Annotated in this window: 17 protein-coding genes and 2 tRNA genes; 10 read left to right on the top strand and 9 right to left on the bottom strand. The window is 69.0% G+C overall.

The window, feature by feature from the left end:
• Position 1: 1 nt before the first annotated feature.
• Entirely contained in the window at positions 2-901 is a 900-nt protein-coding gene (gene cysM, locus BM060_RS17550) for a cysteine synthase CysM (protein ID WP_043271274.1), read from the bottom strand.
• 332 nt (positions 902-1,233) lie between these two features.
• Between cysM and BM060_RS17545 the strand changes: the two genes are divergently transcribed.
• Entirely contained in the window at positions 1,234-3,462 is a 2,229-nt protein-coding gene (locus BM060_RS17545; protein WP_074981434.1) for a TonB-dependent receptor domain-containing protein, read from the top strand.
• Positions 3,463-3,492: 30 nt separating this feature from the next.
• Here the strand turns inward: BM060_RS17545 and BM060_RS17540 are convergent, their stop codons facing one another.
• Positions 3,493-4,872: a HAMP domain-containing sensor histidine kinase gene (locus tag BM060_RS17540; RefSeq protein ID WP_074981432.1), complete on the bottom strand. Its 1,380-nt coding sequence runs from the start codon at positions 4,870-4,872 to the stop codon at positions 3,493-3,495.
• Positions 4,850-5,560, bottom strand: coding sequence for a response regulator transcription factor (locus BM060_RS17535; RefSeq protein ID WP_074981606.1), 711 nt, complete (start codon positions 5,558-5,560; stop codon positions 4,850-4,852). Before BM060_RS17535 ends, BM060_RS17540 begins: the two co-directional genes overlap by 23 nt.
• 140 nt (positions 5,561-5,700) lie before the next feature.
• Between BM060_RS17535 and BM060_RS17530 the strand changes: the two genes are divergently transcribed.
• The 4 genes from BM060_RS17530 to BM060_RS17515 all read left to right on the top strand — a co-directional run bounded on the left by BM060_RS17530 (position 5,701) and on the right by BM060_RS17515 (position 10,391).
• Complete coding sequence (locus tag BM060_RS17530; RefSeq protein ID WP_074981430.1) at positions 5,701-8,475, top strand: response regulator; 2,775 nt, start codon at positions 5,701-5,703, stop codon at positions 8,473-8,475.
• A gap of 8 nt (positions 8,476-8,483) precedes the next feature.
• Entirely contained in the window at positions 8,484-9,473 is a 990-nt protein-coding gene (locus BM060_RS17525; RefSeq protein ID WP_074981428.1) for a 2-hydroxyacid dehydrogenase, read from the top strand.
• A gap of 79 nt (positions 9,474-9,552) precedes the next feature.
• Positions 9,553-9,993, top strand: a complete 441-nt coding sequence (locus BM060_RS17520; RefSeq protein WP_074981426.1) for a hypothetical protein — start codon at positions 9,553-9,555, stop codon at positions 9,991-9,993.
• Positions 9,990-10,391 carry an META domain-containing protein gene (locus BM060_RS17515; RefSeq protein WP_074981424.1) on the top strand — a complete coding sequence of 134 codons (402 nt, stop codon included), beginning with the start codon at positions 9,990-9,992 and terminating at the stop codon, positions 10,389-10,391. The genes BM060_RS17520 and BM060_RS17515 overlap by 4 nt, the downstream gene beginning before the upstream one ends.
• 296 nt (positions 10,392-10,687) lie before the next feature.
• Here the strand turns inward: BM060_RS17515 and gcvT are convergent, their stop codons facing one another.
• From gcvT to dinB, 5 genes are all read right to left on the bottom strand, one after another.
• Positions 10,688-11,800, bottom strand: coding sequence for a glycine cleavage system aminomethyltransferase GcvT (gene gcvT, locus BM060_RS17510; RefSeq protein ID WP_074981422.1), 1,113 nt, complete (start codon positions 11,798-11,800; stop codon positions 10,688-10,690).
• Between the two features lie 235 nt (positions 11,801-12,035).
• Positions 12,036-14,897, bottom strand: a complete 2,862-nt coding sequence (gene gcvP / locus BM060_RS17505; RefSeq protein WP_074981420.1) for an aminomethyl-transferring glycine dehydrogenase — start codon at positions 14,895-14,897, stop codon at positions 12,036-12,038.
• Between the two features lie 14 nt (positions 14,898-14,911).
• A complete protein-coding gene (gcvH, locus tag BM060_RS17500) occupies positions 14,912-15,289 on the bottom strand; it encodes a glycine cleavage system protein GcvH (protein WP_043271120.1) in 378 nt (125 codons plus the stop codon).
• Between the two features lie 265 nt (positions 15,290-15,554).
• Positions 15,555-17,081, bottom strand: coding sequence for a transcriptional regulator GcsR (gene gcsR / locus BM060_RS17495; protein WP_074981417.1), 1,527 nt, complete (start codon positions 17,079-17,081; stop codon positions 15,555-15,557).
• A gap of 201 nt (positions 17,082-17,282) precedes the next feature.
• On the bottom strand, positions 17,283-18,410 hold the full coding sequence (gene dinB, locus BM060_RS17490) for a DNA polymerase IV (protein WP_255314670.1): 1,128 nt from the start codon (positions 18,408-18,410) through the stop codon (positions 17,283-17,285).
• A gap of 147 nt (positions 18,411-18,557) precedes the next feature.
• On the opposite strand from dinB, the gene BM060_RS17485 reads away from it, so the two are divergent.
• The 5 genes from BM060_RS17485 to BM060_RS17465 all read left to right on the top strand — a co-directional run bounded on the left by BM060_RS17485 (position 18,558) and on the right by BM060_RS17465 (position 23,588).
• Positions 18,558-18,634 (top strand) — tRNA-Met (locus BM060_RS17485).
• A 114-nt stretch (positions 18,635-18,748) separates the two neighbouring features.
• Positions 18,749-18,825 (top strand) — tRNA-Met (locus BM060_RS17480).
• A gap of 164 nt (positions 18,826-18,989) precedes the next feature.
• Positions 18,990-21,623, top strand: coding sequence for a bifunctional lysylphosphatidylglycerol flippase/synthetase MprF (gene mprF, locus BM060_RS17475; RefSeq protein WP_074981414.1), 2,634 nt, complete (start codon positions 18,990-18,992; stop codon positions 21,621-21,623).
• 1 nt (position 21,624) lies between these two features.
• Complete coding sequence (locus tag BM060_RS17470; protein WP_074981412.1) at positions 21,625-22,905, top strand: virulence factor family protein; 1,281 nt, start codon at positions 21,625-21,627, stop codon at positions 22,903-22,905.
• A gap of 119 nt (positions 22,906-23,024) precedes the next feature.
• Entirely contained in the window at positions 23,025-23,588 is a 564-nt protein-coding gene (locus BM060_RS17465) for a cytochrome b (protein ID WP_058073370.1), read from the top strand.
• A gap of 154 nt (positions 23,589-23,742) precedes the next feature.
• On the opposite strand, the gene BM060_RS17460 is transcribed toward BM060_RS17465, so the two are convergent.
• Positions 23,743-24,067, bottom strand: a 325-nt coding sequence (locus tag BM060_RS17460; protein WP_143096596.1) for a transposase, incomplete at its 5' end; no start/stop codon positions are given.

Genomic DNA, 24,067 nt, shown 5'->3' with positions numbered 1-24,067 from the left:
GTCAGCTGGGGTCGTAGATACCGGAGGACAGGTAGCGGTCGCCGCGGTCGCAGATGATCGCCACCAGCACCGCGTTCTCCAGCTCGCGGGACAGGCGCAGCATGGCCGCCACCGCGCCACCGGAGGACACCCCGCAGAAGATGCCCTCCTCGCGGGCCAGGCGGCGCATCACGTCTTCGGCCTCGCTCTGGTGCATGTCCACCACGCGGTCGACGCGGCTGGCGTCGAAGATCTTCGGCAGGTATTCCTGCGGCCAGCGGCGGATGCCGGGGATGGACGAGCCTTCCATCGGCTGCAGGCCGACGATCTGCACCGCCGGGTTCTGCTCCTTGAGGTAGCGCGACACGCCCATGATGGTGCCGGTGGTGCCCATGGAGCTGACGAAGTGGGTGATCTCGCCGTTGGTCTGGCGCCAGATCTCCGGACCGGTGCCCTGGTAGTGGGCCACCGGGTTGTCGCCGTTGGCGAACTGGTCCAGCACCTTGCCCTTGCCTTCGCGCTGCATCTGGTCGGCCAGGTCGCGGGCGCCTTCCATGCCCTGCTCCTTGCTCACCAGGATCAGCTCGGCGCCGTAGGCGGTCATGGCCGCCTTGCGTTCGGCGGTGGAGTTGTCCGGCATGATCAGGATCATGCGGTAGCCCTTGATCGCCGCGGCCATGGCCAGGGCGATGCCGGTGTTGCCGGAGGTGGCCTCGATCAGGGTGTCGCCGGGGCGGATGTCGCCGCGCAGTTCCGCGCGGGTGATCATCGACAGCGCCGGGCGGTCCTTCACGGAGCCGGCCGGGTTGTTGCCTTCGAGTTTCACCAGCAGGGTGTTGGAGGTTTCCCCGGGCAGGCGCTGCAGGCGCACCAGCGGAGTATTGCCGATGCACTCGGCGATGGTGGGGTACTGCACGGTCATGGAGTCGCTCGTCGTCAGCAAGGCCAATCTGAATAGCGGCCTATGATACCGGTAAACCGTCGCCGGCCATATCGGCAAGCGCAGCGAGTGGCATCGGCGGCAGCGCCCGCCCCTGCTCTGCGGCCGAGGAATCCTTACTCGGACGCAGGAATATCCGAGTAGGAAATCTCCGCAATTCAAACACTGCTTCGATGGGTTCCAGCGCCCATGGGCCGGGGGCTGCGGTGCGATTGGAGGCCCCTGCCGACATATGCGGTAACTTCCGCGAAGATGAAAATGATTTGCGTTAACCACAGGCTCCGCCGCCATCACGAGCAGTCAGGAGCCAACCGATGTCCCTCCCCCTTTCCCGCACTACCCTGGCCGGCGCCATCGCCCTGGCCATGACCGGCCAGGCCCAGGGCAACGACACCCTGAGCCTGGGCGACACCGTGGTCACCGCCGCCGGCTACGAACAGAAAGTCACCGAGGCGCCAGCCAGCATCAGCGTGCTGACCCGCGAGGAACTGGAACAGAAGCGCTACAGCAACCTGGCCGAGGCCCTGGAAGACGTCGAAGGCGTCGACATCGGCCAGAGCACCGGCAAGACCGGCGGCCTGAACATCAGCATCCGCGGCCTGCCCAGCGACTACACCCTGGTGCTGATCGACGGCCGCCGGCAGAACAGCGCCGGCAACATCACCCCCAACGGCTTCGGCGAGACCTCCACCAGCTTCATGCCGCCGCTCTCGGCCATCGAACGCATCGAGGTGATCCGCGGCCCCATGTCCACCCTCTACGGCTCCGACGCCATGGGTGGGGTGGTCAACATCATCACCCGCAAGGTGGCCCGCGAATGGGGCGCCAGCCTCAGCCTCGACCACACCATCCAGGAGCACCGCGACTACGGCGACAGCAGCGGCACCAGCCTCTACGCCAGCGGCCCGCTGGTGGCCGAGCGGCTCGGCCTGAACCTGCGCGGCAGCTTCTTCGACCGCGGCGCCTCGGACCTGAGCTTCGACGACGGCGCCACCGTCAGCCGCCGCGGCGCCTCCCCGGTGGAAGGCCAGAACTACAACATCGGCAGCCGCCTGACCTTCACCCCCAACGCCGAGCACGACATCTCCCTGGACTTCGAGCGCGGCCGCCAGGTGTACAACAACGACGACTGCCAGCTGGGCAGCCTCGACGGCAAGGCCGGCGGCAGCGCCACCGACGGTTGCAGCCGCGACGCGCCGACACGCGCCAATGGCTACAAGGACGAACTGCGCTTCGAGCGCGACCAGTTCGCCCTCTCCCACACCGGCCGCCTGGGCTTCGGCACCCTGGACAGCAGCCTGACGCACAGCACCACCGAAACCATCGGGCGCACCATCCCCGGCACCGTCGGGCGGCCCTACAGCGGTTACCCGTCGATCGTCGGCGGCGACGACCGCACCCTCAAGTCCACCGACCTGGTGCTGGACAGCAAGCTGGTGATGCCCCTGGGCGACGCGCACATGTTCACCCTCGGCGGTCAGTACTGGGACGCGAAGGTCGAGGACGGCATCGCCGCCGAGGACTTCCGGCAGAGCTCCTGGGCGCTGTTCGTCGAGGACGAGTGGCGCCTGCGCCAGGACCTGGCGCTGACCCTCGGCGGCCGCTACGAGGACCACGAGGCCTTCGGCGGGCACTTCAGCCCGCGCGCCTACCTGGTGTGGAACACCACCGACAGCTGGACGCTCAAGGGCGGCGTCAGCCAGGGCTACAAGACGCCGACGCTGAACCAGTTGCACGACGGCATCAACGGCGTCAGCGGCCAGGGCCAGCTGCTCACCCTCGGCAGCCCCGACCTGGACCCGGAAACCAGCACCAACACCGAGTTCGGCGTCTACTACGACAACCTCGCCGACTTCAACGCCAACCTCACGCTGTTCCACACCCGCTTCAAGGACAAGATCGACAGCGGCACCCCGATCCCCAACTGCAACTGGCCGGACGCGCCGAACCAGTCCGGCTGCATCGACATGGGCAGCGGCTTCCTGCAGGAGAACTTCGCCCAGCAGGTGAACATCGGCAAGGCCCGCACCCAGGGCGTGGAACTGGCCGGACGCTGGGCCTTCGCCCCGGCCCTGAGCGCCTCGCTGAACTACACCTACACCGACAGCGAGCAGCTCAGCGGCGACGACAAGGGCGCCCCGCTGACCAACACCCCGCGGCACATGGCCAACCTGCGCCTGGACTGGCAGGCCAGCGAGCGCCTGAAGCTCTGGCTGAAGGGCGAGTACCACGGCGAGCGGGCGCGCTTCACCGCGCGCTACGCCAACCTCAACGCGACCAACCAGGCCATCGCCGACCAGTTGGGCGACCTCGACGCCTACCAGGTGTTCCACCTCGGCGGCTCGTTCAAGGCCACGCGCAACCTGACGCTGAACGCCACCCTGTACAACCTGTTCGACAAGGACTTCCTCGGCGGCGACGCCTACACCGCCGCCAACGGCACCACGGGCTGGGCCTCGCACTACATCCAGGGCGGCGCGGGGACCACCGGCACCCTGGAGGAAGGGCGCCGGCTGTGGCTGTCGGCGGTGATGGAGTTCTGACCGCCGCCGGTCGCCTGGCGCCGTACGGCGTCAGGCGGCCGGCAGGCGCAGGTGCATGCGCAGGCCGGGGTTGCCGCGCTCGGCCCAGAGTTCGCCGCCCTGCAGGCGGATGGCGCTGCGGGCGATGCTCAGGCCCAGGCCGAAGCCCTCGCCGGAACGCGCCGCGGAAAGGCGGGTGAAGGGCAGGAAGATGCGCTCCAGGTCGGCGGCCTCCACCCCCGGCCCCTGGTCGGCCAGGCAGAGGTGCCAGTAGTCGCCTTCGCGCTGGCCGAGCAGGCGGACGCAGCCGCCCTCCGGGGAATGCCGGATGGCGTTGCGCAGCAGGTTCTCCATGGCCTGCGCCAGGCCATTGAGGTGGCCGCGGACGACGCAGTCCGCCGGCACCTCGCAGTGGAAGCGCGAAGGCGCCCAGCCGGACTCGAAGCCGGCGTCCTCCACCAGCAGTTCCCACAACGGCAGGATGGCGACGTCCTCCAGCGGCAGGCGCGGCCGCTCGGTGTCCATCCAGGCCAGTTCCAGGGTGTTGGCCACCAGCCGCTGCATGACTTCCACCTCGCGCTCCAGGCGCAGGCGCAGCGGGTCCTCGGCCGCCGCGCTCTCGGCGGCGACGCGCAGGCGGCTGAGCGGCGTGCGCAGCTCGTGGGACAGGTCGCGCAGCAACTGGCGCTGGAACTCCACGTGGCCGCTCAGGCGCTGGGCCATGTGGTCGAAGGCGCGGCCCAGCTCGCCCAGCTCGTCGCGGCGGACGCTGACCTCGCGGGCGGCGCCCGAGCCCAGGTCGTCGGCGCGCAGCGCGTTGGCGTGCTCGCGCAGGCGCGCCAGCGGGTGGATCAGTTGGCGGTAGAGCAGCCCGCACAGCAGCAGCGCCAGCGCGGCGGGCACCACCCCATGGGTGAAGATCCGCGCCAGCGTGGAGTAGCCGGCGGGCTTGAAGCGTTGCGGCAGCTGCAGCACCAGGCGACCGTCGGCGGGGTGCTCGGGGAAGGGAATGCCGATGTAGGGCAGGCTCCGGCTGCGCTCGCTCACCGGCCAGTCGAGGCCGCGCTGGAAGGTCAGGCGCGTGGCCTCCTCGATGCTCAGCGGCTGGCTGCCCAGGGGCTGCAGGCGGCCGTCCAGCGCCACCATCCAGGTCTGCTCGCTGGCCCGCATGCGTGCCAGCCAGTCGTCCACCGCGGCCTCGCCGCCGGCGTTCCAGGCCCGTTCCAGGTCGGCCGCGTAACCGCGGAGCACGGCCTGGGCCTGGGTATCGAGGAAATAGCCGCGGCGCTCGACCTGGCGGCCCCAGGTCCAGGACAGCCAGATCAGCACCAGGCAGAGCAGCACCACCGGCACCGCCAGGCGCCAGAACAGCGAATGGCGGCTGGGCAGTACCTGGCGGACGCGCCGCTCACTCGGCGCTAGCGAAAACATAGCCCTTGCCCCAGACCGCGCGCAGTTGATGGCGCGCATAACCGATGGACTGCAGCTTGCGGCGCAGGTGGCTGACGTGCATGTCCAGGCCACGGTCGTGGGCGGTGTAGCCACGGTTCAGCACGTGCTGGTAGAGGAACGGCTTGCTCAGTGTCTCGTCGACGTTGCCGAGGAAGGTTTCCAGCAGGCGCTGCTCGGTGGCGGTGAGCGCCGCGGTCTGGCCTTCCCAGACCACCTCGCAGGGTTCCTCGCGCAGCCGCAGCCCGGCGTCCGCGGGGCCGGCCGGCAGCAGGCTGCCGCGCTCCAGGGCGACGCGGCGGAGGATGGCGTCGATGCGCACGTTCAGTTCCGCCAGGCTGAAGGGCTTGGGCAGGTAGTCGTCGGCGCCCTGGGAGAAGCCGGCGATGCGGTCCTGCTCGGCGCCCAGGGCGGACATCAGGATCACCGGCACGCGCTGCTCGCGGCGCAGCTGGCGCAGGGCCTCCAGGCCGCTGCAGCCGGGCAGCATGACGTCCAGCAGGACCAGGTCGAAGGCCTCGCTCAGCGCCTGGTCGAGCCCCTCGCGGCCGTCGCGGCACCAGGTCACGGCGAAGCCGCGCTGGCTCAGGTGACTGTGCAGGTGCGCGCCCAGGGTGGGGTCGTCCTCGATGGTCAGCAGGCGGGGTTGGCTGGTGGCGGTCGGCGTCATGACAAACAAGACTTATTCGCGAACGACAAGTATTCATGACGGCACCTGCCCAGGGCAAGCGCAGCCGTCCGGCGGTCAATGTTCGGGATTCCCGCCCGGCGACCCGCTAAACTGCCCCGAAACCGTTTGGGAGGACGCGCGTGTTCAAGGATCTCGGCATCAAGGGGCGGGTGCTGCTGCTCACCCTGCTGCCCACCAGCCTGCTGACGCTGGTGCTGGGCGGCTACTTCACCTGGGTGCAGCTGTCGGACATGCGCGTGCAACTGATCGAGCGCGGCCAACTGATCGCCGAACAGCTCGCCCCGCTGTCGGCCTCCGCCCTGGACCATGGCGACCTGCCGCTGCTGGAGCGGATCGCCAACGAGGCCCTGGACCAGCCCGACGTGCGCGCGGTGACCTTCCTCAACCCCGAGCGCGTGCGCCTGGTGCATGCCGGGCCGAGCATCCTCACCCCCATGCCCAGCGGCGACGGCAGCCACCTGAGCCTGGTCAGCAGCCTGGACACCACGCACTTCCTGCTGCCGGTGCTGGGCCGCCACCGCAGCCTGTCCAGCACCCCGGAAGAGGACGCCAACCGCCTGCTCGGCTGGGTCGAGCTGGAACTCTCGCACCACGGCACCCTGCTGCGCGGCTACCGCAGCCTGTTCACCAGCCTGCTGCTGATCGTCACCGGCCTGGTGGTCACCGCCCTGCTCTCCCTGCGCATGAGCCGCGCCATCAGCGCGCCCCTGGGGCAGATCGCCCAGGGCGTCGCGCAGCTCAAGGAGGGCCGCCTGGAAACCCGCCTGCCGGCCCTCGGCAGCCACGAGCTGGACGAACTGGCGGGCGGCATCAACCGCATGGCCGAGGCCCTGCAGAGCGCCCAGGAAGAGATGCAGCACAACATCGACCAGGCCACCGAGGACGTACGGCAGAACCTGGAGACCATCGAGATCCAGAACATCGAGCTGGACCTGGCGCGCAAGGAGGCCCTGGAGGCCAGCCGCATCAAGTCCGAGTTCCTGGCCAACATGAGCCACGAGATCCGCACCCCGCTCAACGGCATCATCGGCTTCACCAACCTGCTGCAGAAAAGCGACCTGACCGTGCGCCAGCAGGACTACCTGGGCACCATCCAGAAGTCCGCCGAGAGCCTGCTGGGGATCATCAGCGAGATCCTCGACTTCTCCAAGATCGAGGCCGGCAAGCTGATCCTCGAGAACATCCCGTTCAACCTCCGCGAGCTGGTCCAGGACACCCTCACCATCCTCGCCCCGGCCGCCCACGAGAAGCGCCTGGAGCTGGTCAGCCTGATCTACCGCGACACCCCGCTGAACCTGGTGGGCGATCCGTTGCGCCTGAAGCAGGTGCTGACCAACCTGGTGAGCAATGCCATCAAGTTCACCCACGAAGGCACCATCGCCGTGCGCGCCATGCTCGAGGACGAGAACGACGAGCGCGCGCAGCTGCGCATCAGCGTGCGCGACACCGGCATCGGCCTGACCAACGCCGACCTGCGCGCGCTGTTCCAGGCCTTCAGCCAGGCCGACAACTCGCTGTCGCGGCAGGCCGGCGGCACCGGCCTGGGGCTGGTGATCTCCAAGCGCCTGATCGAGCAGATGGGCGGCGAGATCGGCGTCGACAGCAGCTCCGGCGAGGGTTCGGAATTCTGGATCAGCCTCAGCCTGCCCAAGGCCCGCGAGGACAGCGACGACAACCTGCCGGCGCCGCCCAGCGGCCACCACGTGGCGCTCTGCGAACCCCATGAGCTGACGCGCGCCGCGCTGCATCACCAGTTGGAGGACTGCGGCCTGGAAGTGCACGAGTTCGAGGACCTCGACGCCCTGCGCGCGGCCCTGGACAAGCCCGCCGATGCCGGCAGCGCGCCGATCGAGCTGGCGGTGCTCGGCGTCAACCTCGCCGACAGCCAGCCGGACGTGCTGCGCCAGACCATCCGCGACTTCGAGTTCAAGGGCTGCAAGACCCTGGTGCTCTGCCCCACCGTCGACCAGTCGCAGTACAACGCCGTGCTGCCCGAGGGCCAGGTGCAGAGCAAACCGGCCTGCACGCGCAAGCTGCAGCACGCCCTCGACCAGCTCCTGCACCTGCGCCCGGCGCGCAAGGACAAGCCCTCGCCGCGGGCCGAGCGCCAGGTGCCGCACCTGCTGTGCGTCGACGACAACCCGGCCAACCTGCTGCTGGTGCAGACGCTGCTCAGCGACCTGGGGGCGGAAGTCACCGCGGTGGACAACGGCCTGGCCGCGGTGGAAGCGGTACAGCGCGAGCGCTTCGACCTGGTCTTCATGGACGTGCAGATGCCCGGCATGGACGGCCGCCAGGCCACCGAGGCGATCCGCCACTGGGAGGCCCAGCGCGAGGTCAGCCCGGTGCCCATCGTCGCCCTCACCGCCCACGCCCTGGCCAACGAGAAGCGCGCCCTGCTGCAGGGCGGCATGGACGACTACCTGACCAAGCCCATCGACGAGCGCCAGTTGGCCCAGGTGGTGCTCAAGTGGACCGGCCTGGCTCTGGCCGGCCGCGGCGTGGCGGCCCAGGGCGCGCGCTTCGCCGCCGACGGCCTGGCCGTGCTCGACCCCGAGGAAGGCCTGCGCCTGGCCGCCGGCAAGGCCGACCTGGCCGCCGACATGCTGGCCATGCTGCTCGCCTCCCTGGCCGCCGACCGCCAGGCCATCCGCCTGGCCCGCGAGCGCAACGACCGCGCCACCCTGATCGAGCGCGTGCACCGCCTGCACGGCGCCACCCGCTACTGCGGCGTGCCGCAACTGCGCGCCGCCTGCCAGCGCACGGAAACCCTGCTCAAGCAGAACGACCCGCAGTCCGGCGCCGCGCTGGAGGACCTGGACCACGCCATCGGCGAACTGACCCGCGCCACCGAAAGCCACACCGGGCAGCGCACGCCCCACGACACCCATTGAGGCCGGCCATGCGCATCATCCTGTTCAGCAGCCAAAACTACGACCGCGAGAGCTTCCTCGCCGCCAACCCCGGCCACGGCTTCGAACTGCACTTCCAGCAGAGCCCGCTGCGCCCGGACACCGCCGCCCTGGCCATGGGCTTCGAGGTGGTCTGCCCGTTCGTCAACGACGACCTCTCGCGGCCGGTGCTGGAGCAACTGGCGGCCGGCGGCACGCGGCTGATCGCCCTGCGCTCGGCCGGCTACAACCACGTCGACCTGGCCGCCGCCCACGCCCTGGGCCTGACCGTGGTACGGGTGCCGGCCTACTCGCCGCACGCGGTGGCCGAGCACGCCGTGGGGCTGGTCCTGGCCCTGTGCCGGCACCTGCACCGCGCCTACAACCGCACCCGCGAAGGCGACTTCTCGCTGCACGGCCTGACCGGCTTCGACCTGCACGGCAAGACCGTCGGCGTGGTCGGCAGCGGCCAGATCGGCCAGGTGTTCGCGCAGATCATGCGCGGCTTCGGCTGCCAGGTGCTGGCCTACGATCCCTACCCCAGCCCGGCCATCGAGGCCCTCGGCGGGCGTTTCGTCGGCCTCGACCAGCTGCTGGCCGAGTCCGACATCATCAGCCTGCACTGCCCGCTCAACGACGCCACCCGCCACCTGGTCAACGCCGACAGCCTGCAGCGCATGAAGCGCGGCGCCATGCTGATCAACACCGGCCGTGGCGCGCTGGTGGACACCCCGGCGCTGATCGAGGCGCTCAAGAGCGGCCAGTTGGGCTACCTGGGGCTGGACGTCTACGAGGAGGAAGCGGAGATCTTCTTCGCCGACCGCTCCGACCTGCCGCTGCAGGACGACGTGCTGGCGCGCCTGCTGACCTTCCCCAACGTGATCATCACCGCGCACCAGGCCTTCCTCACCCGCGAGGCGCTGGCGGCCATCGCCGGGACCACGCTGGACAACATCGGCGCCTGGCGCCAAGGTGCCCCTGTCAACCTCGTCGGACCCTGAGCCCCGGGGCCGTGGCCACGCCGCCACGGTCGCGAGTCCGGGCCACTTCCCCTACTATGGGCGGACTTTCGGAGGACCCATGGCTCAACACGATTTCCGCTACAACCTGCTCAACCCGCAACACACGCTGAACGAATGCCGCGCGCTCGGCCCGGGCCTCTATCAGGTCACCGGCAACGGTGGCTCGATCCAGAACGGCGACACCCTGCTGGTCAGCCTCAAGGGCAGCCGCGACCTGAGCATGACGCTGACGGTGGACAAGGTGCGCCACCTCATCAACCCGCCGGGGCAATGGACCGCGGTGGCCAAGGGCCCGGTGTTCAAGGAACTGTCGATCCTCAACTGGCAGGTCAAGTGCGACGGCTGCGGCACCATGCTGGACTTCGAGTTCGCCGTCGACGCCAGCCTCGGCAAGCCCGCCCACGCCCCCGCCGCCACCGCGCGCATCACCGAGCTGGGCTGGACGGTGGACGGCGACCGCCACCTCTGCCCCGCCTGCCAGGCCCGGGGGAACCCATGAACAAGACGCTGACGACCCTGCTCGGCGCCCTGCTGCTGGCCGGCTGCGCCCAGCACCCGACGGAACCGGAAAGCGACCAGGCCTACCGCGTGGAATGGATCGGCAAGCGCCCGCTGGTGGGCCGCAGCCACGTCAGCCTGACCTTCGACGGCCAGGGCCGTGCCTTCGGCAACGCCGGCTGCAACCACTGGTTCGCCAGCTACCAACTGGACGGCGAAACGCTGAGCTTCGGCCAGCCCGGCAGCACCCGAAGGATGTGCGCGCCGGCGCTGATGGAGCAGGAGCAGCGGTTCTTCCAGGCGCTGGGCGAAGTGCAGCGTTGGGAAATAACAGACAAGGGCGAACTGCGCCTGCTCTCGGCCGACAGCCGCGCGCTGCGGATGTGGCCGGAGGATTGAGGCGCCCAGCGGCTCTTCGTAGGAGCGAGCTTGCTCGCGAACGAGGCTTCCGGGGACTCCATCGCCAGGCCTGAGAGCGCCCTTGCCGGCACAATCGCGGATGAATCCGCTCCTACAGGGAAATGCCATGCCTCACGGCAAACGCGTAGGGCGAATAACGCGAAGCGTTATCCGCCGTTCGGACGCGTCATTTAGCACCCGCATGACCATGGCGCTCGGAACCACGGCGTATAACCGCGAACGGTTATACGCCCTACCCCGCTTTTCGTAGGAGCGGCCTCCATCCGCGATGCTCTTCAGCCGCGGTAATACCGCTGCGGCACGAACGGCGTGCGCGCCACCTTCATCGGTACGCGCTTGCCGCGCACCATGGCGAACACTTCGCTGTCCAGCGCGGCATGGGCGCTGGCCACGTAGCCCATGGCTACCGGGGCGCCCAGGCTCGGGCCGAAGCCGCCGCTACTGACCTTGCCGATCACCGTGCCTTGCTCATCGACGATCTCCGCCCCTTCACGCACCGGCACACGCTCCTGCGGCAGCAGGCCGACACGCTTGCTGGCCACGCCTTCGCGCTGCTGGGCGAAGATGCGCTCGGCGCCGGGGAAACCACCGGCACGCTCGCCATCGGCGCGGCGCACCTTGGAGATGGCCCAGCCCAGGCTCGCTTCCACCGGCGTGGTGGCGCTGTCCATGTCGTGGCCGTACAGGCACAGGCCGGCTTCCAGGCGCAGCGAGTCGCGCGCGCCAAGACCGATCGGCTGCACTTCTTCCTCGGCCAGCAGCGCACGGGCCAGGGCTTCGGCTTGGGCCACGGGCACGGAAATCTCGTAGCCATCCTCGCCGGTATAGCCGGAGCGGCTGACGTTGCATTGCACGCCCAGCAGTTCGACGCTCGCCACCTGCATGAAGGTCAGGTCCTTCACCGCCGGGGCGAAGCGCGCCAGCACCTCGGCCGCGGCCGGGCCTTGCAGGGCCAGCAGCGCGTGGCTGTCGAACAGCGATTCGATCTCGCAGCGCGCGCCGATGTGTTGGCGCAGGTGCGCCAGGTCCTGGTCCTTGCAGGCGGCGTTGACCACCAGGAACAGGTGATCACCGGCGTTGGCCACCATCAGGTCGTCGAGGATGCCGCCCTCAGCGTTGGTGAACAGCGCGTAGCGCTGCTGGCCGACCGGCAGGTCGAGGATGTCCACCGGCACCAGGCTTTCCAGCGCAGCCGCAGCGTCGGCGCCGCGCAGGCGCAACTGGCCCATGTGCGACACGTCGAACAGGCCGGCCTGGGCGCGGGTGTGCAGGTGCTCCTTGAGCACGCCCAGCGGGTATTGCACCGGCATCTCGTAGCCGGCGAAGGGAACCATCTTCGCACCCAGTTCCAGGTGCAGGTCGTACAGCGGCGTCTTGGCGAGGCTCATGGCAACTCCTTGGCGAAAAAAAGGCCGCGTCGGCGCATCCGGCGCCAACCGCGGCCACGGCGCCCACCGAGGCGGGCGCGGGGACTCAAGAACCTGTCTACGATCTGCTGCGCGTCGGCATAACTGCGTTAAAAACAGGCGAGCGATGCTCATTTAGCCGACTAAACTGCGCTCACTCGCCTGTTTTTGCCTTGTTCTGCTCTAGCTCGCGAGATCGTAAACAGGCCCTAACGGTTCACGCGTCCTGGTAGTCGGCGATCGACGGGCAGGAGCAGGCCAGGTTGCGGTCGCCGTAGACGTTGTCCACGCGGCCCACCGGCGGCCAGTACTTGCCGTCCACCAGGCTGGCCAGCGGGTACACCGCCTGCTCGCGGCTGTACCGGTGCGACCACTCGCCGACCAGCTCCGCCGCGGTGTGCGGGGCGTTCTTCAGCGGGTTGTCGTCCTTGTCCAGCTCGCCGCGTTCCACCGCGCGGATTTCCTCGCGGATGCGGATCATGGCGTCGCAGAAGCGGTCCAGCTCCTGCTTCGACTCGCTCTCGGTGGGCTCCACCATCAGCGTGCCGGCCACCGGGAAGGACATGGTCGGGGCGTGGAAGCCGAAGTCGATCAGGCGCTTGGCCACGTCGTCGACGTTGATCCCGCTGGTTTCCTTGAGCGGGCGCAGGTCGAGGATGCACTCGTGGGCCACCAGGCCGTTCTCACCGGTATAGAGCACCGGGTAATGCTCTTCCAGGCGGCGGGCGATGTAGTTGGCGCCGAGGATGGCCGCCTGGGACGCGCGCTTGAGACCGGCGCCGCCCATCATGCGGATGTACATCCAGGTGATTGGCAGGATGCTGGCGCTGCCGAAGGGCGCTGCGCTCACCGCGCCCTGCTTGCGCTCCAGCTGCTCGCCGTGGCCGGGCAGGAAGGGCGCCAGGTGCGCCTTCACGCCGATCGGGCCGACGCCCGGGCCGCCGCCGCCGTGGGGGATGCAGAAGGTCTTGTGCAGGTTCAGGTGCGAGACGTCGCCGCCGAATTTGCCCGGCGCGCACAAGCCGACCATGGCGTTCATGTTGGCGCCGTCGATGTACACCTGGCCGCCGTTGTCGTGGACGATGGCGCAGATGTCGCGCACCGCTTCCTCGAACACGCCGTGGGTCGACGGGTAGGTGATCATGATCGCCGCCAGGCGCTCGCGGTGTTCCTCGGCCTTGGCCTTGAGGTCGGCCAGGTCGACGTTGCCGCGGGCGTCGCAGGCGGTGACCACCACGCGCAAGCCGGCCATCTGGGCAGTGGCCGGGTTGGTGCCGTGGGCCGAGGACGGGATCAGGCAGATGTCGCGGTGGCCCTCGCCACGGCTGGCGTGGTAGGCGCGGATGGCCAGCAGGCCGGCGTACTCGCCCTGGGAGCCGGCGTTGGGCTGCAGCGACACGGCATCGTAGCCGGTGGCGGCGCAGAGCATGGCCTCCAGTTCCTCGGTCATCGCCCGGTAGCCTGCGGCCTGCTCGGCCGGGGCGAAGGGGTGCAGGTTGCCGAACTCGGCCCAGGTGATCGGGATCATCTCGCTGGCGGCGTTCAGCTTCATGGTGCAGGAGCCCAGCGGGATCATGCTGCGGTCCAGCGCCAGGTCCTTGTCGGCCAGCTTGCGCAGGTAGCGCATCAGCTCGGTTTCGGAGTGGTAGCGGTTGAACACCTCGTGGCGCAGGAAGGCCGAGGTGCGCAGCAGTGCTTGCGGCAGCTGGTCGCCGACACTGGCGGCCAGGGCGGCGAAGTCCGGCAGCGCCTGGCCGGCGGCGAACACCGCCCACAGGGCTTCGACGGCGGCCTGCTCGCAGGTCTCATCGAGGGAAACGCCGACGCGGCCGTTGTCGATCACCCGCAGGTTGAGGCCGGCGGCCTGGGCGGCGGCGTGGACTTCGGCAGCCGGGCGCGCGGTAGCGACGCTCAGGGTGTCGAAGAAGTATTCCTGCTCGACCTTGTGGCCCAGCTGCGCCAGGCCGGCGGCGAGGATGGCGGTCAGCCGGTGCACGCGCCGGGCGATGTCGCTCAGGCCCTGCGGGCCGTGGTAGACGGCGTACATGCTGGCGATGTTGGCCAGCAGCACCTGGGCGGTGCAGATGTTGCTGGTGGCCTTCTCGCGGCGGATGTGCTGCTCGCGGGTCTGCATGGCCAGGCGCAGCGCCGGGTTGCCGAAGCGGTCGATGGAGATGCCGACCAGGCGGCCGGGCATGTCGCGCTTGAAGGCGTCGCGGGTGGCGAAGTAGGCCGCGTGCGGGCCGCCGAAGCCCAGCGGCACGCCGAAGCGCTGGGCGCTGCCGAGGACCACGTCGGCGCCGAATTCGCCCGGCGGGGTGAGCAGGGTCAGCGCCAGCAGGTCGGCGGCTACGCCCACCAGGGTGCCGGCAGCGTGGGCGCGCTCGATCAGCTCGCGGTAGTCGATGACCGCGCCGGTGCTGGCCGGGTATTGCAGCAGCACGCCGAAGTAGGCGGAAAAGTCCTGCAGCGCGGCTTCGTCGCCGACCACCACTTCGATGCCCAACGGCTCGGCGCGGGTGCGCAGCACGTCGAGGGTCTGCGGGTGGCAGTGCGCGGAGGCGAAGAACGCCTGGGCGGCCTTGTTCTTCGACAGGCGCTTGCAGAAGGTCATGGCCTCGGCGGCGGCGGTGGCTTCGTCCAGCAGCGAAGCGTTGGCGATCTGCATGCCGGTGAGGTCGCTGATCAGCGTCTGGAAGTTCAGCAGCGCTTCCAGGCGGCCCTGGGAGATTTCCGGCTGGTAGGGCGTGTAGGCGGTGTACCAGGCCGGGTTTTCCAGGAGGTTGCGCAGGATCGGCGCCGGGGTGTGGCAGGGGTAGTAGCCCTGGCCGATGTGGTTGCGCAGCAGTTGGTTCTGCGCGGCGATGGCGCGCAGGTCGGCCAGGGCCTGGGCCTCGCCCTGCCCCGCGCTGCCGTCGAGCACGCTGGTGCCCTTGATGCTGTTGGGGATGACGCTGTCGGTCAGGGCGTCGAGGCTGGCGTAGCCGACCAGCTCGAGCATGGCCTGGGTGTCGGCCTCGCGCGGGCCGATGTGGCGGGCGATGAATTCGTTGCTGGTGCTCAGTTGGACCTTGCTCATGCGGGCTCCCCGGTTCAGGCGCGGGCGGACAGGTAGGCTTCGTAGCCGGCCTGGTCCATCAGGGTGTCGAGGGCGGCGGCGTCATCCAGGCGGATGCGGAAGAACCAGCCGTCGGCCAGCGGCGCCTGGTTGACCAGCTCCGGGCCGTCGATCAGCGCGGGGTTGACCTCGGTGACCTCGCCGGCCAGCGGCATGACGATGTTGCTGGCGGCCTTCACCGACTCCAGCACCGCCACTTCGGCGCCCTGCTCATGGCGGCCGAGCTCCGGCAGCTGGACGTAGACCACGTCGCCGAGGGCTTCCTGGGCATAGTCGGTGACGCCGACGGTCACTTCGCCGGAAGCTTCGAGGCGCAGCCATTCATGGTCGGGTGTGAAGCGCAGGGTGGTCATGGGTCGTCCTCTTGGTCTCGAATCGAGCCGTCGGGTGGCTCGCGATTTTTCCCGGCACGAGAGCAAGGGTGATGCCAAAACCAATAAAACACTTATAAATCAATAAGTTGATTAGTATAACCGCCAGGTGCGATCTATCCATTGGAACGAAATCGCTCCACAAAAACCAACCAGTCTTCTGGCTTTTAGCGCATCAGGGCCCCGGCTGGCGCGGCCGCCGCCAAATGGAACGAAAACGCTCCATCGGAGCGAAATCGTTCCACTCTCAGCGCTCGCCGATCCCGTACTTGCGCAGGCGCTGGCCGATGGCGGTGTGCGAGGTGCGCAGCCGCGCGGCCAGTTGGCGCGTCGAGGGGTAGGACGCGTAGAGCCGCTGCAGCAGCGACTTCTCGAACTGCTGCACGGCCTCCTCCAGGCTGGTGACCTCCTCGTCGGCGGCTTGGCGGGTGTCCAGCTCGGTGCCGGCCACCTCCAGGTCCTCGACGCCGATCACCTCGCCCTCGCCGATGGCCGCGGCGCGGAAGATCTTGTTCTGCAACTGGCGCACGTTGCCGGCCCAGCGGTTGCCCAGCAGCAGCGGGTGGGTTTCCGGCGCCAGGCGGCAGGGCGGGCGCTGGATCTGCGTGCAGGCCAGGCGCAGGAAGTGCTCGGCCAGCAGCAGGATGTCCTGGCCGCGCTCGCGCAGCGGCGGCACCTGCAGGTTGAGCACGTTGAGGCGGTAGTAGAGGTCTTCGCGGAAGCTGCCCTCGCCGACCATCTTCGCCAGGTTGCGGTGGGTGGCGCAGAGCACCCGCACGTTCACCCGCACCTCGCGCTCGCCGCCGATGCGGCGGAAGCAGCCGTCGCTGAGGAAGCGCAGCAGCTTGGCCTGCAGGTAGGGCGACATCTCGCCCACTTCGTCGAGGAACACAGTGCCACGGTCGGCCAGCTCCAGCAGGCCCGGCTTGCCGCCGCGCTGGGCGCCGGTGAAGGCGCCGGAGGCATAGCCGAACAGCTCGCTCTCGGCCAGGCTTTCCGGCAGCGCCGCGCAGTTCAGCGCCAGGAAGGGCTCCTCGCGGCGCGCGCTCAAGGCGTGGCAGGCACGCGCCACCAGTTCCTTGCCGGTGCCGGTCTCGCCCTGGATCAGCAGCGGCGCGTCCAGCCCGGCGACCTTGCGCACCCGCGCCTTGAGTTGCATCAGCGGCGCGGAACGGCCGATCAGGCCTTGCAAGCCCTCGGCGTGGTCATGGTGCAGCAGCGACAGGCGTTCGCCGATGCGGCTCGGCGGGTAGAGCGTGAGCAGGCCGCCATCCAGCGCATCGCCAGTGCCGCGGATCGGCGTGGCGTCCAGCAGCAGCGGCTGGCCACCGAGGCTGACCTCGTGCATCGGCAGGCGGAAGCCCTTCTCCATCAGGTGCTCGGCCAGGCCCGGCTCGTCGAACAGGGTGGACAGCGACTCGCCGGCCGGCTGGCGGCCGCACAGGTCGATGAGCCGCGGGTTGGCGAGGAGCACCCGGGCCTGGGCGTCCACCGCCAGCACCGGGTCGCCCATGGCCGCCAGCAGAGCGTCCAGGTGCAGGCTGCGGCGCTGGCCGGGGAGCATGTCGACGATCTGCACCGAGAGCACGCCGCGCACCCGCAGCAGCGCGCCATGCAGTTCGTGGAGCACTTCCTGGCGCAGCTCGGGAGCATCTATATAGACATTCGGCGGCACCATCTCCACCGCGTCCAGGTTCAGGTTGCGCGCGCCCAGCAGCGCCAGGACTTCCTGGGTGATGCCGACGCGGTCGGTGAAGGTGACGTGGATTCGCATGCTCGGGGCCCTGGCTACGCGCTGCGCATGATCGGACTTTTACCCGGCGCCGACAACGCTCAGAACCTGTCTACGAGCTCGCGAGCTAGAGCAGAACAAGGCAAAAACAGGGGAGGGAGCGCAGTTTAGTCCACTAAATGAGCATCACTCGCCTGTTTTTAACGCAGTTATGCCGACGCGCAGCAGATCGTAGGCAGGTTCTCAGAACAGGCTGAGTTGCTCGGCCCTGCCACGCAGGTCGACCAGGCGCACGCCCACGCCGATCAGCCGCACCGGCCGGGCGCCGCGCTGGAAGGCCTGGTTCAGCAGTTGCCGGTAGCTGTCCAGGTCGCGGCTGGCGTTGGCCTGCTCCAGGGTGGTCTGGGTGAAGTCGTGGAACTTCAGCTTGACGAAGGGCTTGCCCGGCCGGTAGCTGGCGTCCAGGCGCTGCATCCGTCGTTGCAGCTCGTCGAGCAGGCCGGGCAGCTCGGCCAGGCAGGCGTCGACGTCGGGCAGGTCGCGGTCGAAGGTGTTCTCCACGCTGATCGACTGGCGCCGGCTGTCCACCTGCACCGGGCGCTCGTCGATGCCGCGCGCGAGGTTCCACAGGCGCTCGCCGAAGCCGCCGAACTCGCGCACCAGCGCCAGGCGCGACCAGTCGCGCAGTTGCCGGCAGTCCTGCACACCCAGGCGCGCCAGCTTCTCGGCGGTGACCTTGCCCACGCCGTGGAGCTTCTTCACCGGCAGCTCGGCGACGAAGTCCTCGACCTGCTCCGGGGTGACCACGAACAGGCCGTTGGGCTTGCGCCAGTCGCTGGCGATCTTGGCCAGGAACTTGTTCGGCGCCACCCCGGCGGACACCGTGATGCCCAGCGACGACCAGACGCGCCGGCGGATGTCCTGGGCGATCAGCGTGGCGCTGCCGGAAAACTGCTGGCAGTCGCTGACGTCGAGGTAGGCCTCGTCCAGGGACAGCGGCTCGATGAGGTCGGTGTAGTCGCGGAAGATCCCGTGGATTTCCCGCGACACGCCTTTATAGACGTCCATGCGCGGGCGCACGATGGTCAAGTCCGGGCACAGCTTGACCGCGGTGCGCATGGCCATGGCCGAGTGCAGGCCGTAGACGCGCGCCTCGTAGTTGCAGGTGGCGACCACCCCGCGCTTGTCCGGCGAGCCGCCCACGGCCAGCGGCTTGCCCGCAAGGCTCGGGTCGTCGCGCATCTCGATGGCGGCGTAGAAGCAATCGCAATCGATGTGGATGATCTTTCGCTGCTGGGAACTCAACGCGGAACCTGCTCGGAGGGGATAGCGCCGGAACTCGGAGGAGATGCCCCGTCCGTTCCTGCGCATTAGCTGAAGGCTTCCATGGTAATGCAAAACGGCGCGAACGCCTGCGCCGCCGGCCCGCTATGGCCCCGCTTCGCTAAGCATCTGAAGAAAAACCAGTTTTTCTGAAAAAACGGTTGACAGGGTAGCCGTCCTGAGTAGAATGGCCGCCGCGGGATGGAGCAGTCTGGTAGCTCGTCGGGCTCATAACCCGAAGGTCGTTGGTTCAAATCCAGCTCCCGCAACCAACATAGAAAAAGGCCACTCTTCGGAGTGGCCTTTTTCATTTGCGCTCAATTTAAATAATTGATCGGAAAGCAGAAATCGATTGACAGGGTGTTCATCCCGAGTAGAATGGCCGGCGCGGGATGGAGCAGTCTGGTAGCTCGTCGGGCTCATAACCCGAAGGTCGTTGGTTCAAATCCAGCTCCCGCAACCAACATAGAAAAAAGCCACTCTGCGGAGTGGCTTTTTTCGTTACAGCGGAAAAAGACCGAGCCTGATCCAGGCCGCGGCCCCCATAATTGCAGTCATTTGTTCCCATGGACTTGGGAATTCGCGCGGGTGCCCCCACCTGTCGCGCAACAGCCATTGAGGTGCCCGATGCGCGTCGACTCCACCGCGCCTGAGACTCCGGAAACTGCCAGCGCCCCTTCCCGCCCCCGCCTGATCGAACGGCTCGGCGCCCACCGCCAGGCCATCGGCGTCGGCGTCACCCTGTTGCTGTTCGCCCTGGCGCTGGTGGCCTGCTACCACCTGCTGCGCGACATCGATCCCTATTCCCTGCACGACGCCGTGCTGGACATCCCCGGCAACGCCCTGCTCGGCGCCCTGGCCGCCACCGTGGCCGGCTTCGTCTGCCTGCTCGGCTACGAATGGTCGGCCACCCGCTTCGCCGGGGTGAAGCTGCCGCTGCCGACGCTGCTCACCGGCGGCTTCAGCGCCTTCGCCATCGGCAACGCGGTGGGCCTGTCGATGCTCTCCGGCGGCTCGGTGCGCTACCGCCTGTATGCCCGCGCCGGGCTGAACGCCATGGAAGTGGCGCGCATGACGCTGTTCGCCAGCCTGTCCCTGGGCTGCGCGCTGCCGGTGCTGGCGGCCATGGCGGCGCTCAGCGACCTGCCCGACGCCGCCCTGGCGCTGAACCTGCCGCAGTGGCTGGTGGCGACCCTGGCGGTGGCCATCCTGGCCTTCTGCGTGCTGCTGGTGATCGGCATGGAGCGGCGCCGCGAGCCGGAGCAGCCGTCGCCTGACAGCCAGCTGATCCGCATCGGCCGCCGCTCGGTGCGCCTGCCGGGCCTGCGCCTGTCGCTGCTGCAACTGCTGATCACCGCGCTGGACGTGGCCGCCGCCGCCACCGTGCTCTACCTGCTGTTGCCCGAGGCGCCGCCGTTCGGCGCCTTCCTGCTGGTCTACATGATCGCCCTGGCCGCCGGCGTGCTCAGCCACGTGCCCGGCGGCGTCGGGGTGTTCGAGGCGATCCTGCTGGCGGCCTTCTCCGGGCAGATCGGCGCCGCGCCGCTGGCCGCCGCGCTGCTGATGTACCGCCTCATCTATGTGGTGCTGCCGCTGCTGCTGGCCTGCCTGCTGCTGCTGGTGGTCGAGGCGCGGCGCATGCTCCTGGCGCGCCAGGCCATGCGCGTGGCCTCCGGCCTGGCCGCGCCGGTGCTGGCGGTGCTGGTGTTCATTTCCGGCATCGTCCTGCTGTTCTCCGGCGCCACCCCGTCCATCGACACCCGCCTGGAGGAGCTGGACTTCCTGGTCCCGCACCGCCTGGTGGACGCCTCGCACTTCGCCGCCAGCCTGATCGGCGTGCTCTGCCTGCTGCTGGCCCAGGGCCTGCGCCGGCGCCTGTCGGCGGCCTGGGCGATCACCCTGGTGCTGCTGCTCAGCGGCGCGGTGCTGTCGCTGCTCAAGGGCGTGGACTGGGAGGAAGCGTCGATCCTCGGCGTCACCGCCCTGCTCCTGGCGATCTTCCGCCGCTCCTTCTACCGCCGCAGCCGGCTGATGGCAGTGCCCTTCTCGCCGCTGTACCTGGCCGCCGCCGGCTGCGTGCTGGCCAGCTCCATCTGGCTGTTCCTGTTCGCCTACCAGGACGTGCCCTACAGCCACGAGCTGTGGTGGCAGTTCGCCCTCGACGCCGACGCCCCGCGCGGCCTGCGCGCCCTGCTGGGCAGCTGCCTGCTGCTGGCCGCGGTGGGCCTGACCTGGCTGCTGCGCACCTCGCCGCCAGCGATCCACGAGCCGAGCGCCGAGGAACTGGACCGCGCCGCCGCCATCCTCGCCCGCTCCGAGCAGCCCGACGGCGGCCTGGCGCTGTCCGGCGACAAGGCCCTGCTATTCCACCCCAGCCAGGACGCCTTCCTCATGTACGCCCGCCGCGGCCGCAGCCTGGTGGCGCTGTACGACCCGATCGGCCCGACCCAGGCCCGCGCCGAGCTGATCTGGCAGTTCCGCGACCTTTGCGACCTGCACCACGCGCGCCCGGTGTTCTACCAGGTGCGCGCAGAGAACCTGCCGTTCTACATGGACATCGGCCTGACCGCCCTCAAGCTCGGCGAGGAGGCGCGCGTGGACCTGCGCCGCTTCGACCTGGAAGCCAAGGGCAAGGACATGAAGGACCTGCGCTACACCTGGAACCGCGGCCAGCGCGACGGCCTCTCGGTGGAATTCCATGAAGCCGGGCAGGCGCCGCTGGACGAGCTGCGGGCGATCTCCGACGCCTGGCTGGGCGGCAAGGCCACCCGCGAGAAGGGCTTCTCCCTGGGCCGCTTCACCCCCGAGTACCTGCGCTACTTCCGCGTCGCCGTGGTGCGCCACCAGGGCCGCGCGGTGGCCTTCGTCAACCTGCTGGAGACCGCCAGCCGCGAGCTGGCCAGCCTGGACCTGATGCGCGTGGTGCCGGACGCGCCGAAGATGACCATGGAATTCCTCATGCTCGGCCTGATCCTGCACTACAAGGAGCACGGCTACGCCCGCTTCAGCCTCGGCATGGTGCCGCTCTCGGGCCTGCAGCCGCGCCGCGGCGCGCCGCTGACGCAGCGCCTGGGCGCGCTGGTGTTCCACCGCGGCGAACAGTTCTACAACTTCCAGGGGCTGCGTCGCTTCAAGGACAAGTTCCAGCCCGACTGGGAACCCCGCTACCTGGCCGTGCCCGCCGGACTGGATCCGCTGGTGGCGCTGGCCGATACCGCCGCCCTGATCGCGGGTGGCCTGTCCGGACTGGTGAAACGCTGATATGTCGAAACGTCGCTGGCGCCTGTTGGCCATCGTCCTGCTGCTGATAGTCGTCGCTGCCGCCGCAGCCGTGGCGCTGTGGTTCCACCCGCTGTCCCAGGCGCGCCTGGAGCACGGCAAGCTGCCCGACGGCAGCCCGGTGAGCCTGGCCATTCCCGCCAGGCATCCGACCGCCACCGTGCTGCTGGCGGTGCCCCAGGACAACAAGCTGGACGACGCCCAGCTGCTGGCCCTGGCCCACGACAATGGCGCGCGGGTGGTGCAGTTCCTCTTCCCGGACAACGACTGCGTGGCCCAGCAGCACCGCGTGCAGGCCGCGCTGAACCTGCTCGACGCCCAGCCCACCCTGGTCGCCGGCGTGCACCAAGGCGGCGCCTGGGCCTGGCGCTGGCTGGCCGGGCAGAACAGCGACAAGGCCAAGGCCCTGTCGGTCGGCTTCGCCCTCGACAAGCCCGACTGCGCCGCGCCCAAGCTGCCCGAGAGCGCGCCCCACGGCCACTGGACCGCGGCCTGGAACGACAACCCGGACGACGGGACCGCGCGCTTCGCCCGCACCCAGCAGAACGCCGAGACCGTCATCGCCAACTACTACGACAGCCTGCCGGTGGTCCTCGACGACCAGCTCAAGCGCCTGATCCAGGGCAGCGGCGACGACTTCCCGGTGGTCGAGGTGCCGGCCGCCAAGCCGTCGCCCACCGTCACCCTGTTCTATTCCGGCGACGGCGGCTGGCGCGACCTGGACCGCGACGTCGCCGGGCAGATGGCCGAGCTGGGCTACCCGGTGGTGGGCATCGACGCGCTGCGCTACTTCTGGGAGCACAAGAGCCCCGAGCAGAGCGCCGCCGACCTCGCCCTGCTGATGCAGCACTACCGCGAGAAATGGGGCGCCACCCACTTCGTGCTGGCCGGCTACTCCTTCGGCGCCGACGTGCTGCCGGCCATCTACAACCGCCTGCCCGAGGCCGACAAGCAGCAGGTCAGCGCCGTGCTGCTGCTGGCCCTGGCGCGCAGCGGGAGCTTCGAGATCGAAGTGCAGGGCTGGCTGGGCAAGGCCGGCCAGGAAGCCGCCACTGGCCCGGAACTGGCGCGCATGCCCGGGCCCAAGGTGCTCTGCGTGTACGGCATCGACGAGAAGGACGAGAGCGGCTGCACCCAGCCCCAGGCCATCGGCGAGAACCTCGAACTGCCCGGCGGGCACCACTTCGACGAGAACTACCCGGCCCTGGCCAAGCGCCTGGTCAACGCCATCCGCGCGCGCCAGGTGCCGCCGAACGAGTCCTGAGCCGAAGGCTGGCTTACACTTCAGGCATTGGCTGCGTCTTCAGCCCAGCTTCAGGCTGCGGACGCAAGCTGCCCCGACCCGCCGCCACGAGCGGGACAGCCTGAAGAGAAGGAGTTTCCATGAGCCAGCCCCCCTACCCGCGCCGCTACGGCAGCCTGTCCATCGCCCTGCACTGGCTGATGCTGGTGCTGATCGCCGGCGTCTACGCCTGTATCGAACTCAAGGGCAACTACCCCAAGGGCAGCGACACCCGCGCCCTGCTAAGCCAGTGGCACTTCATGCTCGGCCTGAGCGTGTTCTGCCTGGTCTGGCTGCGCCTGATCGGCCGTTTCATCTACCCCACCCCGCCGATCGTGCCCGCCCCGCCGGCCTGGCAGATGCTGCTGGCCAAGACCGTGCACGTGGCGCTCTACGCGATGATGATCGGCCTGCCGCTGGCCGGCTGGACCATCCTCAGCGCCGCCGGCAAGCCGATCCCCTTCTGGGGCCTGCAACTGCCGCCTCTGGTGGCGGAGAACCCGGACCTGGCCAAGCAGGTCAAGGCCGTGCACGAGACCGTCGGCAACATCGGCTACTTCCTGATCGGCCTGCACGCCGTCGCCGCGCTGTTCCACCACTTCATCAGCCGCGACAACACCCTGGTGCGCATGCTGCCCGGCGCCGGCGAGGCGCGGCCGGAGTAACCGCGCCATCCCGCACCTGCGCGCGAATCGCGGACGGAGTCCCGTAGGATGGGTTGAGCTTGCGAAACCCATGCGGTTGCGGTGATGGGTATCGCTTCGCTCAACACCATCCTACGAAAAGCCGTGCATCCTGGAACCGTAGATACCGTGTCACCTAGCCTCGAGCAAGGGCCAGTTCCACGTTGTAGGGCTGGCCCGACTTGAGGACGCCGTAGGCAATCTGCAGCAGTTTGCGCATGGCCGCACAGATGATCTGTTTACCCGCTTTGCCTTTCTCTTCGAGCCGTAAACGCAATGCCCGTACCGCCTGGTTATGGCTCATGGCACAGATGGCTGGCATGAACAGGCCTGCACGTAAGAGGCGTGAGCCGATCTTTGAGATCCTCACCTGGCCCTTGTGTTGGCCGGATTCCCTGAGCCTCGGATTGAGTCCTGCAAAAGCCACGACCGCCCGGGCACTCTCGAAGCGGCTGATTGAT

Origin of the sequence: Pseudomonas citronellolis (assembly GCF_900112375.1) — a bacterium.
In the GTDB taxonomy this organism is placed as follows: domain Bacteria; phylum Pseudomonadota; class Gammaproteobacteria; order Pseudomonadales; family Pseudomonadaceae; genus Pseudomonas; species Pseudomonas citronellolis.
This window is presented reverse-complemented; position numbering and strand designations above follow the sequence as displayed.

What these genes read in the sequence shown, in the direction of transcription:
- BM060_RS17465 (WP_058073370.1), top strand. Translation starts at nt 23,025, where the DNA reads ATGAGCCAGCCCCCCTACCCGCGCCGCTACGGCAGCCTGTCCATCGCC.
- gcvT (WP_074981422.1), bottom strand. Translation starts at nt 11,800, where the DNA reads ATGAGCCTCGCCAAGACGCCGCTGTACGACCTGCACCTGGAACTGGGT.
- BM060_RS17470 (WP_074981412.1), top strand. Translation starts at nt 21,625, where the DNA reads ATGTCGAAACGTCGCTGGCGCCTGTTGGCCATCGTCCTGCTGCTGATA.
- gcsR (WP_074981417.1), bottom strand. Translation starts at nt 17,081, where the DNA reads ATGCGAATCCACGTCACCTTCACCGACCGCGTCGGCATCACCCAGGAA.
- BM060_RS17515 (WP_074981424.1), top strand. Translation starts at nt 9,990, where the DNA reads ATGAACAAGACGCTGACGACCCTGCTCGGCGCCCTGCTGCTGGCCGGC.
- BM060_RS17535 (WP_074981606.1), bottom strand. Translation starts at nt 5,560, where the DNA reads ATGACGCCGACCGCCACCAGCCAACCCCGCCTGCTGACCATCGAGGAC.
- gcvH (WP_043271120.1), bottom strand. Translation starts at nt 15,289, where the DNA reads ATGACCACCCTGCGCTTCACACCCGACCATGAATGGCTGCGCCTCGAA.
- cysM (WP_043271274.1), bottom strand. Translation starts at nt 901, where the DNA reads ATGACCGTGCAGTACCCCACCATCGCCGAGTGCATCGGCAATACTCCG.
- BM060_RS17540 (WP_074981432.1), bottom strand. Translation starts at nt 4,872, where the DNA reads ATGTTTTCGCTAGCGCCGAGTGAGCGGCGCGTCCGCCAGGTACTGCCC.
- mprF (WP_074981414.1), top strand. Translation starts at nt 18,990, where the DNA reads ATGCGCGTCGACTCCACCGCGCCTGAGACTCCGGAAACTGCCAGCGCC.
- BM060_RS17525 (WP_074981428.1), top strand. Translation starts at nt 8,484, where the DNA reads ATGCGCATCATCCTGTTCAGCAGCCAAAACTACGACCGCGAGAGCTTC.
- gcvP (WP_074981420.1), bottom strand. Translation starts at nt 14,897, where the DNA reads ATGAGCAAGGTCCAACTGAGCACCAGCAACGAATTCATCGCCCGCCAC.
- BM060_RS17520 (WP_074981426.1), top strand. Translation starts at nt 9,553, where the DNA reads ATGGCTCAACACGATTTCCGCTACAACCTGCTCAACCCGCAACACACG.
- dinB (WP_255314670.1), bottom strand. Translation starts at nt 18,410, where the DNA reads ATGCGCAGGAACGGACGGGGCATCTCCTCCGAGTTCCGGCGCTATCCC.
- BM060_RS17545 (WP_074981434.1), top strand. Translation starts at nt 1,234, where the DNA reads ATGTCCCTCCCCCTTTCCCGCACTACCCTGGCCGGCGCCATCGCCCTG.